Source organism: Streptomyces sp. NPDC001941, from assembly GCF_040296945.1.
Lineage (GTDB): Bacteria > Actinomycetota > Actinomycetes > Streptomycetales > Streptomycetaceae > Streptomyces.
In genome coordinates this window covers 1-11,805 of sequence record NZ_JBEOYE010000165.1, presented here as the reverse complement: position 1 = coordinate 11,805, position 11,805 = coordinate 1, and the positions used below count along the sequence as shown (strand labels likewise).

General features: G+C 65.9%; 6 protein-coding genes and 3 pseudogenes. 5 read left to right on the top strand and 4 right to left on the bottom strand.

Annotated elements, in window-relative coordinates; all coding sequences use genetic code 11:
- Nucleotides 1-94 (top strand): annotated as a pseudogene (locus ABT160_RS45010) (IS5/IS1182 family transposase); the annotation flags it as partial.
- A gap of 235 nt (nucleotides 95-329) precedes the next feature.
- Here ABT160_RS45010 and ABT160_RS45000 read toward each other — a convergent pair.
- Both ABT160_RS45000 and ABT160_RS44995 read right to left on the bottom strand, forming a co-directional pair.
- Nucleotides 330-1,682 (bottom strand): annotated as a pseudogene (locus ABT160_RS45000) (ISL3 family transposase); the annotation flags it as partial.
- A 684-nt stretch (nucleotides 1,683-2,366) separates the two neighbouring features.
- Nucleotides 2,367-3,635 carry an FAD-dependent oxidoreductase gene (locus ABT160_RS44995; RefSeq protein ID WP_351655680.1) on the bottom strand — a complete coding sequence of 423 codons (1,269 nt, stop codon included), beginning with the start codon at nucleotides 3,633-3,635 and terminating at the stop codon, nucleotides 2,367-2,369.
- A 679-nt stretch (nucleotides 3,636-4,314) separates the two neighbouring features.
- Here ABT160_RS44995 and ABT160_RS44990 point away from each other — a divergent pair.
- From ABT160_RS44990 to ABT160_RS44980, 3 genes are all read left to right on the top strand, one after another.
- Complete coding sequence (locus tag ABT160_RS44990; protein ID WP_351655678.1) at nucleotides 4,315-5,682, top strand: NsdA family TPR-like regulatory protein; 1,368 nt, start codon at nucleotides 4,315-4,317, stop codon at nucleotides 5,680-5,682.
- A 132-nt stretch (nucleotides 5,683-5,814) separates the two neighbouring features.
- Nucleotides 5,815-6,549, top strand: a complete 735-nt coding sequence (locus tag ABT160_RS44985) for a class I SAM-dependent methyltransferase (protein ID WP_351655675.1) — start codon at nucleotides 5,815-5,817, stop codon at nucleotides 6,547-6,549.
- A gap of 318 nt (nucleotides 6,550-6,867) precedes the next feature.
- On the top strand, nucleotides 6,868-7,362 hold the full coding sequence (locus ABT160_RS44980) for a hypothetical protein (protein ID WP_351655672.1): 495 nt from the start codon (nucleotides 6,868-6,870) through the stop codon (nucleotides 7,360-7,362).
- Here the strand turns inward: ABT160_RS44980 and ABT160_RS44975 are convergent.
- Entirely contained in the window at nucleotides 7,328-8,236 is a 909-nt protein-coding gene (locus tag ABT160_RS44975; protein ID WP_351655669.1) for an IS5 family transposase, read from the bottom strand. The genes ABT160_RS44980 and ABT160_RS44975 overlap by 35 nt on opposite strands.
- A 450-nt stretch (nucleotides 8,237-8,686) precedes the next feature.
- Here ABT160_RS44975 and ABT160_RS44970 point away from each other — a divergent pair, with 450 nt between their 5' ends.
- Nucleotides 8,687-10,180, top strand: coding sequence for a transposase (locus ABT160_RS44970; RefSeq protein ID WP_351655666.1), 1,494 nt, complete (start codon nucleotides 8,687-8,689; stop codon nucleotides 10,178-10,180).
- Here the strand turns inward: ABT160_RS44970 and ABT160_RS44965 are convergent.
- Nucleotides 10,179-11,504 (bottom strand): annotated as a pseudogene (locus ABT160_RS44965) (NF041680 family putative transposase); the annotation flags it as partial. The gene ABT160_RS44970 and the pseudogene ABT160_RS44965 sit on opposite strands and share 2 nt — an antisense overlap.
- Between the last annotated feature and the right edge of the window lie 301 nt (nucleotides 11,505-11,805).

Genomic DNA, 11,805 nt, shown 5'->3' with positions numbered 1-11,805 from the left:
CGCCGACACCCGCTTGGTCGTCGTGGTCGGCCGGCCGCTCGCCGGAAACCGCAACGACTGCAAGGCGTGGGAGGAATCCGGCGCCAAAACCGCCGACCGGCGGCCGCCCACGCACCCGGCCCCTTCACGCGCTGGCCGACCGGGCCTCCTCCTCACGCGCGATCCGCCAGTACCTGCGGCTCCGGCAGATCCCGCACACCATCTCGGAGAAGCGTGACCAGGCCCGCCACCGGCGTCGGCGCGGCAGCGCGGGCGGCAGGCCACCTGCCGTCGACCGCGAAAAACACAAGGCCAGACACGTCGTCGAGAATCGGATCGGCCTGCTGAAACAGGCCCGCAGCATCGCGACGCGCTACGACAAGCTGGAGCTGCATGTCGTTGCTCGCGGCCGGTTTCAGGAGAGCGGCGAAGCCGCGCACGAGTTCCGTGAGAGCGGTCATTTCCGGGCAGGCCGCAGCGATCTTCTCTAGCAGTGTCGTGTCCTTCGGGCGCAGATTGTCGGGGTGGGTGAGCAGCAGCCGGGTGGCCCGGCGTGCGGTGATCACCGGGCGATCGCCTTCGGCGCGGCCCTGGTTGAGGTAGCGGACCAGGAGGTTGGCGCTCCCGGTGTATCCCAACTCGCGGATCTCTTGCAGGAGGTGGGTGACCGGCACTGCCAGGTCCGTCTTGCGGCGGTCGCGCAGGTGCTCGCGGTAGGGGTCGACGAGCGTGGGCCGGTAGGCGGGGGTGAGGCGCAGGGCGTGTGGTTCGGGCATCCGGGCGTAGCGTTTGACGGTGTTCAGGGCTAGGTTCAAACGCCGGGCGCAGTCGAGCACGCCGACGCCCTGGCCGAGGAGATCGTGGATCTTGTTCCAGCGTTTACGGGTGGTCTGTTCGCGGACTCCGCCGGGCCGGGGCGGGTTGTTGGTGGCCCATCACCCGGCGTGCGCGCGGACTTCGAGCAGGACTTTGTCGCAGAGGTTTCGCCACAGATGCCATCGGTCGCTGACCTGGACCGCTTCGGGCAGGGCGCGGCGGATGGCCTCGGCGTAGCTGGCCGAGCCGTCCCGGCAGACCACCTCGATGCCGGGATGTGCCTTGAGCCAGGACTTCAGGGTGGCCATCTCGCGGTCGGGTAGGACCGCGATGCGCCGGCCGGTCTGAGCATCCGTGATGGTCGTGGCGTAGCGGTGGCGCTTGCGCAGGGCGAAATCGTCCACGCCGATCACCCGCGGGACGGCCTGCTCGGGAAGCGGCAGGCGCATCAGATGGCGCAGCGCGGTGCTGCGGGACACGGGCATGGCCAGCAGGCCGGCCAGGCGCACGGTCGCTCGGCCGCATAACTCCCGTGCCACCTGGGATATCTGGGCGGTCAGCCGCACCGTGCGGCGTTGATGACGCTCCAGCAGCCCGGGAACCTGCTCGCGGAACGTCTGCCGGCGACAGCCAAGCACCGGACAGACCAGCCGCCGTACGCGCAGGTGAACGACGACCCGGCGACCATCGACCGGCACGTCCGTCACCGTCCGATGGTGGTAGCCGTGCACCTTCGCCGTCGGCGCCTCGCACACCGGACACGGCACCGCGACGTGCCGGGTGCGGGCCTTGACCACGACCGAGTCGCCGCCGTCCGCCACATCCTCGACGACCAGCACCGACAACCCCGAAAACGCCGTTCCCACCGGGGAGTTGAGATCCATCACGAGATCATGATCACGGGCGGCTACCCGGCGTCACCACCGACTACGTGACAGACCCGTTCCTTTTACAGTCCCGGACACTCCCCTCTCGCGCCAACTGGTCAACGCGGAAGCCGTGAGTGCACGGGTTCGATCTCGTCGCTGCCATGTGCACGGGAGCGAGCCAGACGGCGGACGGAGACGAGGTACCAGGTGTCCAGGCGGGGCTCGTCGAGGGCAGGAAGCGTGATACGTGCAACGACAGGCCCAGCGTTGTCCTCTCCGGTGATAGAGACGAGTTGGCCCAAGGGATGCGCGCAGTCCTGCGCCCGTTGCCAAAGAGTTCGGGTCGGAGGACAAGACCTTCGAAGTTCTGAAAGGTGGGTTTCAATGCAATACTGGTTGGTCTCGGTGCGGCGCAGGTGCACCAGCGCGTGTACGAGGGCCCAGAGGTTCGCCTTGGGCCTTGGATCCCCTGCAGTAAGGGTGCATAGTCGGTAAGCCGTTGTCTCGAGCTGCATGCGAGTGTGGTTGCTGAGCTGGGCCAGTGCCTGGATGTGACTGTCCTTGCACAAATAGGGTGCTTGGTCGGCCGGGTTGTTCGGCTCTGCGTTGGTCTGGCACGGAGGTGCGGTCATGTCCGGCTGAAAGCTCATGGGGGCTCCGTCGTGATCTGGCCGGTGGGATCCTGGACGCGGATGGCCTTGCTCATCTGGCTCGCAGGACATCGGCTCGGGTGTTGGACGTGCTCAGGCCTATGGCGCCGGCAGTTGCGAGGGCAGATCTAACAGCGCTTTCCTGGCTGTCATTAGTGGCTAGGTAGCTACCGGCGAGATAGAGGTTGCCGCGGCCCTGGTGGGGGGCCAGGGCGTTGCGGGCGCGGATGGCGTCGGTGGTGGGGAGGAAGTGTTGGAACGATCGACGGGCGAGTATGTGTCGGGGTGGTTCGGTATCAGGGGTGAGCCAGCTCTTGAAGAGGTCGGCTCCGGGGGCGGGGTTGTACCACTGGGTCGTCGCAGGTAGTTCGCCTGCGGTAGTGATGTTGACGGTTGACCAGAAGCGACGGTCTGCGGGCATGATTCGGGGGTCTTGGTGGAGGGCGACGGTGGCCTGGGCGTAGGGAAATCTGGCCAGGTGGTGCTGTAGGTGGATGGTGCCGGGGAGGGTGGCGAGAAGGTCCAGGGCTTGAGGCGCCGGTATGGCGAGCACCCCGGCATCGGCTCGGGCGGTGCCGTCGGCTTGGATGAGGTCGTAGTGCTCGGCGTGGCGTCGAAGTGCTGTCACCCTTGCGCCAGTGCGCAAGGTGCCAGCCTTGAGTGCTGTCTGCAGGGTGCGGGCTATCTGTCCCATGCCCTGGGCGAGCGTGAGCCACGTCGAGAGGTGTTCCGGGATGTGGGGGGCGGCAACGAGTGGTGGTTCGCTGGCGGCGCGTGCGGACAGGTCGCGGGCGAGTTTGTACTCGCAGGAGGTGCTGTGGGTGAGCAGGGGATAGATGACCTGGCACTTGATCTCGCTGCGGATCGGCAGTGTGTCAAGGAGTCGGGACAGAGGGCTGGCCCAACTCCCGAAGCGCTGGTGGAAGGCGGCGGCCTCAAGGAAGATTCGGTACGCCTGCCACGCCTCTGCTCCTCTGCGGGTACGGAATCCGACGCGTTCGTGTGGTTGGTGTGGGCTGACCAGCAGGGGCGGGCTGGTCGTGGTGGCGCATATTGTGACGGTGGCGGGGACGGGGGTGAGGGTGTTGCTCGCTAGACCCAGTGCCTTCAGGAGCTGGAGGGAGCAGGAGTCATCGCGGACCGGAAGGTATTGTGTTCCGAGGTCTGCGATGACCGTGCTTGCGCCTACATGTACTTCGGTGGAGTGGATGTTGCCGCCCGCGGCGACGCTGGACTCGAGGACCTGGACTTCGTGGTCGGGTTCCAGCAGCCAGGCGAGTGCCAGACCGGTGAGACCCGCCCCGACGATGGCGATGCGCATGGGCAGCCTCTCGCTGAACGTACGCTTCGGGGAGTGGGATGCCTTCGGAAAGCCTGGGCGTGACCGAGCGGCCGAGGGCGGACGGTGTATGCGTGGGTGTGCGCCGACGGCGGTCGCGGCGGCGTATGCATCGGTCGTTTCGTGAGCCCCAGGGCTTGTTGTTCCTCGCACGGACGGCGACACCTGAGGAATCTCTTTATCCTTGGGACATTGAGCCCGGGTAGCCAGCTGTCGTCAAGGCTTGACGCGGATCTCGAATGAATTAGACAAACCTTTGAGTCTTAACCCACTCGGCACTACTTAGGTTGACTTCGTTTACTTCTGGTTCGCCTCCCGAGCGCCCGGCAGGGATTTTCGGCCGTTCTGTGCCACCCGATGATGGCTGGATAGCACTTCGGATTTGGCTTGAAAGAATTCAACTGTGTAGCCCTTGCTCCGCGTGTTGCTCCTGGGGAACGTGCGCTCTTTACGCACCAGGTCCACATTGGCGTCTGCCCTGCGCGCGACGGCTGAATATGTACCCAGGAACGAAAGTCGCCCTGTTGCCTCGCCCAATCGAGGGCACTGTTAGATGAGCCCTGCCTGAGCAACACACGCTTAGATGGATCCCAGCTCAGACGGAATCCACTACTGGCCGTGTGTCGCCTACCCGTCCCCGGACCCCGGACTAGGAGAGGCTATGTCCAGCGTCTCGTCGAGGAATGAATCATTCTCGCGCCTCCTCCGGATGGAAGCCCGCTGGCGTCATGCCGACCTCGCGCATGCCGTGAACTCCCTCGGCAGGGCACAGCAGCTACGCGTGAATTACTCCGGGAGTTCCGTGTCGCACTGGCTGGCCGGAGCCCTCCCCCAGACGCCCGCCGCCGGCCTCGTCATCCAGGCGCTGAGCAAGCGTCTGGGCAGGCCGGTAACCGAGATTGAGATCGGGCTGGGAACCAAGCCCTCGGCACCACACAGGCCCCTCATCCTGGTGCAAGAACCCTCAGCTGCTGTGCGCGAGTTGTTCGCCGTCAGTGCGCACGAAATGCCTTTCACCTGCTCCGACGGCTACTTGGTCCCCTCCCGCCGCTCACCTGCACATCACCAGGCCAGCAGCATCGGCGGCAGCTCGGCTCCTCCCGCGAGCACATGCGGCAACCCTGCCGTGGCGTACGCAGAGATGACCGAGACGGTTCGAATCTTCGCTGAGATGCACGCAAAATATGGTGGAGGAAACCTTTGCAACATGCTTAGCCAGTACCTACAGGGATACGTGACACCCCTACTCTATAAATTTCCTGAGAACCGTGAATTATTTCATGTTTCTGCCCAACTGGCGCATCTGATGGCCACCATGCATCTCGATGCCGGACAGCATTCACACGCACGACGATGTTATGGCATTTCCTACAGTCTCGCCCATCATGCCCGCAGCAGCGATCAGGCGGCAATCTCCCTTAGTGCTCTCAGCTCCCTAGCCACGCTCCTGAAGCAAACGGGCTATGCGTATGCCCTCGCCGAATCCTCTGTCGCTGCGGTAGACCGCAGCACCCCCGGAGGCGTGAAAGCCTACCTCTACGCTCAGCAAGCGCTCGCTCACGCACGTCATCACCATCTCAGAAGCGCTCTATCTGCTCTCAAAGCGGCGGAAAACGCGCACGCCGTGAGCAATGCAGGAGGCCCCTTCTCATATTACCCGTTAGCCGCCCTGGACTACCAGCGAGCCCAGGTCCTCACCGCCCTGGGAGAGCATGCCCACGCTCAACAGGCCTACCAGGCATCCATCAATCGTCGACCCGCCGAACAGCACCGCCAACTCGCACTCACCCATGCGCGCTGTGCGCATGCCTTCCTGGGCACCGGCGCCCTGGAAGAGGCCTGCCACCATTGGAACCAGTTCCTGGATCACCGCCCACGCCTCCACTCGGCTCTGGCCAACCAGGAGGTAGCCCGCCTCATCCGTAGCCTGAGCCCCTACGCCGAACAGCACCACGTTGCACGCACCCTCGAACGCGCGCGCCGACTCATCCGCTGCCCGCAGCTGTCCTATACAGCCTCCTCCCGCTAGCGCCACGACACGGCATGGGAGGAGACAACACGCCTGGCAAAAGGGTCCCGTCAAAATCTGAACCCGACGACCCGATCCGCTCCCCGTGGACCCGGCGGAACGCTGGCTCACGGCCCCAGCATCTGGAGACTGATGTTCCCCACCGTAAGGACCCTCGTTCGGACCACACCTTCTCTCCACGACGAGATGTGGGCCGGCCTGAGAAGCGACGTACCCCAAACCATCGGCCGAATTTCCACCAAGTACCTGGGGTCGTGGCCGCAGTCAATCCTTCACGTCGGCAGTGGAACCGGTCGGGACCTAAGTGTGCTAGCCCGCCACGTCGATGAGTGCGCCGGAGTCGATGTCCGGCACTCCATGATCCAGTATGCCAAGGAGTGCCACCCTGGCCTGACCTTCCATCAGGTCGATCTGTGCACCTTCGACTTGTGGCGCCAGTTCCACGTGGTGTCCTGCATGGACATGACCCTGAGCGCTTTGCATCACGACGAGGACTTCGACCGCGCGCTCGGCCGGCTCTACGCCCACACTCATGTGAACGGCTACATGGTGCTTGAACTCGTCAACCGCCCTGCGGCCCTAGCCCACGATCTGCCCCGGACATTCACTTTTCGTCAACTGGCCGGCGCGGCCCAGCATCGCTACCTGGGCCAGAAACTGGTCCGCGAGATCGTATGGCGCACAGCCACCGGTGATGGCGACGAGGTACACGACCACGTCGAGTTCCGAACGACCACGGCTGAGGAAGGCCTGGCTGCGCTCGAGCGGCACCGTTTCAGCGTCCTGGACGTCTTCGACAACAGGAACCTGGAAGGAACATCCGGACAGGGGTGGTCCCTCGTCTTCGTCACCCAGAAAACAGCGTAAGCGGCTGGGGAACGAAGCTTGGGTGGGGCAGTGGGGGAAGCTCGTCCGGCAGGGAGCCGTAACCGTGCCTGCTGGAGATGATTCCATACGGAGCCCGGGGGGCGAGCTCCAGAAAGTCGACGCGCAGCACGTCTGCCGCTGTTCGAACTCGATAGGTGAGAGGTAGTCGAGGCTGCTGTGGCGCCTACGGGCGTTGTAGTACGTCAGTAGCCGTTGTCTTTCCGAGTGCGATGACTGCGTTTCTGCTGGTCAGGAATGGGGTGGGACTTCGGGTGGCAGGGACGAAGTGTCGGTTCGTCTTTTCGGTGGAGGTGCCTGATGCCGTCGGTGATGGGGTTGCTGGAGGAACGTGAACGTGCCGCTCGGCAGCGGATGGACGTCCTCCAGGCCGAGTTGAGGGAGGCCGAGGCGGTGTGGCAGCGGTTCGTGATCGCCCGTGAAGCGGTGGCCGAGGTCCTGTCGGAGCCTCGCGGAGGCCAGGAGGGGCCACCGGACGCAGTGGCCTGCGATCGGTCGGCGCGGGTTGTGGGCGCGGTGCCGGGGGCGGTGGTACCCGTGTGGCGCGAAGGCCTCACCGCCTCGGTACTGTCGCCGGGCTATCAGCAGCTCATGAACGCTCTGACGGCTGGGAGCGGGGCGGATCCCGTAACGATGGACTGTCGGGAACTCGCGGTGTCGGTAGGGCTTGAGCCTGTGCCGGCGAAGGTGGAGGGTGTGCGGTCGAAGGTCAAACGCCTTGCCGCCCGCGGCTGGCTGATGGAAGAACGACCTGGAGTGTTCAGTGTCGCCGCCGGGCAAGGCGGCGGCTCATGACCATGCTCATCGACCACAGGATCATCGCCTCGGAGCTGTCGGTGCGGGCTTCGTAGTCGCGGGCCAGGCGGCGTGAGCGCATCAACCACGCGAACGTCCGCTCCACCAGCCACCTTTTCGGCAGGACGACGAAGCCGGTGGTGTCGTCGCTGCGTTTGACGACCGTCAGCGCGATCCGCAGCACGTTGCGGGCAACGTCGACGAGCTGGCCTGTGTAGCCGCCGTCCGCCCAGACGCGCGTGATGCGCCAGTGCCGCTCGCGCAGCCGGGCCAGCAGTGCCTGCCCGGCTTCCCGGTCGGTGACGGATGCCGCCGTGACCGCGGTGACCAGGAGAAGACCGAGGGTGTCCACCACGATGTGGCGTTTGCGGCCGTTGACTTTCTTGCCGCCGTCGAAGCCCCTGGTTGCGGCCGGCACCGACGCGGCCGCCTTCACCGACTGGGCATCGATGATGCCCGCCGTCGGCTCCCGGTCGCGGCCGGCCGCTTCACGGAGCCGGTCACGCAGCCGGTCGTGGAACTCGGCCGTCCAGCCCTTGTCGCGCCAGCGCCGGAAGAAGGCGTAGACACGGTCCCACGCGGGGAAGTCCGCCGGCATCGACCGCCAGGTGATACCGCCCGCGACCAGGTAGCGGACCGCGTCGACCATCTGCCGGTGGCAGTAGCCCTCCGGCTGCCCACCCCGGCCCTCCAGCCAGCCCGGGACCGGCAGAGCGCTACGGACCTCGGCCCATTCCTCATCCGTCATGTCCGACGGATACCGGGGCTCCCGGCTCGGGCGATCGGCGGCATTCCCGCACACGTGGGCGAGGCAGTCACACGACCGGGAAGACGAGTTGGACGGCCCGGCGGACAGCACGAAAGACTGCAGCACCAGGGTCTCCTGACGCTCGGATGGATTCGACACCCACGAGCTGTTCGGGAGGCCCTGCCTTCATGCCCAGCCCCCGGAAGATCACCCGGCCGGGCAACCACACTCGAACTCACGCCCACGATCATCGATAGAACAACGGCTTCTCAGCTTGATGTTTAACCATGCTCCTGTTTTGCGCGGATATATTCCGTTCGGGTTTCGAGGCGTTTCGCGGTCTTCCCGGGCTCGTAGTGCGGGGTTGGTCTGCGGTTTCGTGAGCCAACCGGCCTGCCTGGGCCGGGCTTTGAGAGTTTCGGCACGGCCGCGGGGCGGGCGGGAGACTGTCGCACGGCTCCTGCCGGGTGAAGGTCAAGAGCGATTCGTTGTTCGGTTCCGAGGACCAGGGATGCGTCGGAATCTTGACTGGTGGGGCGAAACTTCTTGTCGTGTGACCGTGAACGTGATCTTGAGATGCCGCTGGATGTGCGGGAGTGGCTGCCGCCCGAGCATCTGTGCTGGCAGTTGCTCGACGTTGTCGAGCAACTTGATCTTTCGGCGTTCGAGGACAGCTACCGCGGCGATGGGCAGGGAGGGGCGGCCTACACTCCCGCGAGTCTCGTCGCTCTGCTCTTGTACTGCTACAGCAAGGGCATACGTTCCTCCCGCCGCATCGAGCAGGCCTGCTGGGACGACGTGGGCTGTCTGGTCATCACCGCGAACCGCAGAGTGGACCACTCCACCGTGGCACGGTTCGTACGACGCCATCGTGCTGCCTTGAACTCGCTGTTCGTGCAGGTTTTGTCGCTGTGTGGCCGACGTGGCCTGGTCGATCTTTCGGCGGTGGCCGTGGACGGTTCACCGATGGAGGCGAACGCATCACGCGACGCCAACCAGCGGCTCCAGCGCCTGGAGGAGACCATCTCCCAGTGTGAGAGCGAGATCCACGCGCTGATGGAGGACGTGGTCGACCACGCGCTGAGCGTCGAGGCCGATGGCTCGGCAGCACAGGGCGATGGCGAGAACGCGTGCGACAACTGGCCTCGTCTGTCCCGGCTGTGCGACCGGCTCACCCGGGCCCACATGGCCAGGGACAGACTGCATGAACGGGCCATGCCATCACCCACCGAGATCCGGATCAAGGTCGAAGCCGCCAAGCGGATGGTGGCTCGCGCGGAGAAGCGCCTGGCCGCCGAGACCGAGGCTCACCAGGAGAAGCTGAAGAAGTACGAGCTCCGCGTCCGGGAGGACCGGGCGGCAGGACGTCGTGGAGCGAACGGACGGCCGCCGGTCCCGATGGAGGACAAGACCGTCCTCGTTCGCCAGCGGACGCGATTGGTGAAGATGCGGGCCTGGCTGGAGCGGGCCCGAACACCCCGACCGGCTCCCTCCCCGGAGTCCCGTGCCTGCCTGAGCGATCCCGACTCCCGACTGATTCCCGGCAAACGCGGCGGCTACCTGCAGGGATACAACATCCAGATCGTGTGCGCCCGCCGTCAGTTCTTGCTGGCTATCGAAGCGCACGACAATCCCTCGGACAGGACGGCCCTCGTTCCGATGGTGAAGAAGACCCAGCAAAATCACCAGGCCGCACGGCTCCCCGGCGACATCCAGCTCTGGCTCGCCGACAGCGGGTACGCTTCCGCCGCATCCTTCGAGGCCCTCGCCGACCTCCCGCTACTGGTCTCGGTCACCAGCGATGCCGACCAGGCAGGCTTTCCCGCGAAACGTCAGCAGGCCCCTGCCGGCCAGCAGGACATGGCGGCCCGCCTCGCCACCCCAACAGGACGGTCCCAGTACCGTCAACGCAGTGCCCTGGTCGAGCCGGGATTCGCCCAGATCTTCCAACGCTTCGGACGACACCTCAACTACCGCGGCCGCCAAGCGGTGGACACCGAGATCAAACTCCTCGGCACGGTGCACAACCTCAACAAGCTCGTCAATCACACGCCCAAGAGCCGCTCTTGACCTTCACCGGGCAGGAGCCGTGCGACAGTCTCGCGGCTCTCGCGCGGAGGTGTCTGAACCCCCGTCGGACTCGGGCGGGGGTGAGTCGGTGTGGCGGGCGTGGTTTTTCCCAGGGGCGGCGGAGGTCCTCGGCGAGGGGGCGGGCGAGGCGGAGCTGGGTGTGCACGGCGATGACCAGCCAGGTCCATAGGTCGGCGGCGTGCGGATCGCGGACCTTCGGTGTCGTCCAGCCCAGGGTCTGTTTCCAGAACCGGAAGGTGTGTTCAAGGTCGAACCTGCGCAAGAACGCCCGCCACCGCACGTCGATGTCGGTGCCGGTCATATGGGTGCGTGAGGACCACAGCCAGACCGGCTTCGGGTCCCGCCCGCCGGGCAGGTGGTCGACCTTCAGGCGGATTAACGTGCCGTGGAGCAGGGGGAGTTCGCCCTCATGGTCGAGCCAGGCGCCACGGGCCTGCAGGCGGGGGTGCATTCGGTCCCAGGCCATCGCCTCGGCCCGGCCGTAGCGGGTGGTGTCGCTGGTGGTGACGGCGTCGGGAGTGTGCCAGGAGTCCGGCTTGGCGAAGGTGAGGACGCCGCCGTGTTTGCGGGGTTGTCCGCCGCGCGGCCCGGAGCGGCGGGGACCGGCATCGCGGAGCATGACCCTGTCCGAGCGCAACCGTCCCACCAGCTCAACGGGCAGGTCGGCCAGGAGGTAGGCGAGGCGGCAGACGTCATAGCCGGCGTCCGTCACGATCATGATGTCGGGCATCCAGGGCTGCCAGTGTCCGGCCTGTTTGAGGCGTGCGACAACGTCGCGGAGCTGGCTGGCGGTGATCGCGAGGGCGTCGTCGGCCGGGCCCAACCGGATCGCGTCCAGTACCGCCGTCCACGACGTCCGTCCGCTCTCCAGGGCGGCGACGATCGAGTACGGCCAGCCGGGGATCATATGGTCCGTGCTGCGGCCGCGTCCGTAGACGTGACAAAACAGTAGGTCGGCACTGGTGGGGGCGTCCGGCCGGAGCCAGTTGCTCACATCGACCGCCAAGACGATCCGTCCGTCGGCGGCCCGGGGCAGCGGGGTGGAGGCCAGCAGCCGGCGCAGCCGGGTCGGCTCCAGCCAGCCCTTGTTCAACGCGCCGTACATCGCCCCGTGCCCACGCGGATGCTCGGCGAGCAGTGTGAGTTCGGGCAGCGAGACGACCGGGCCATCCGCGCACAGCACGGCGTCCGTCAGGTCGAAGAGCGCGTCCGCACGGGCATAGAGACAGTCGTAGAACTCAACCCGAAAGCGGGACAAGGTACTCAACGCGCCACCTGCGGGGGCGTCGACGGGGACACTCATAGGCAACGGCCGTTCTCTCGTGCTTCGTGACTCGACATCTCGAAGCGTGGAGAACGGCCGTCGCCACTGTCACCGGAGCAACCGCAGATCAGCAGGTTGGGTGACCTACATGGTTAAACATCAAGCTCAGCTTGACTCTGTCGGGGATCTTGGAGTTTCGAGGTCAGGTGCCCAAGGTGCGCCAGGACTTCGGCCGGTGTATCCCACGGTGGTCGAGGTAGCTCTGGAAGGCGGTCGGTAGCCGGGGCACAGAGGTTTCCTCGGCTGGTGGCCGACCACCGAGGCGCTCGATGTTGACGGC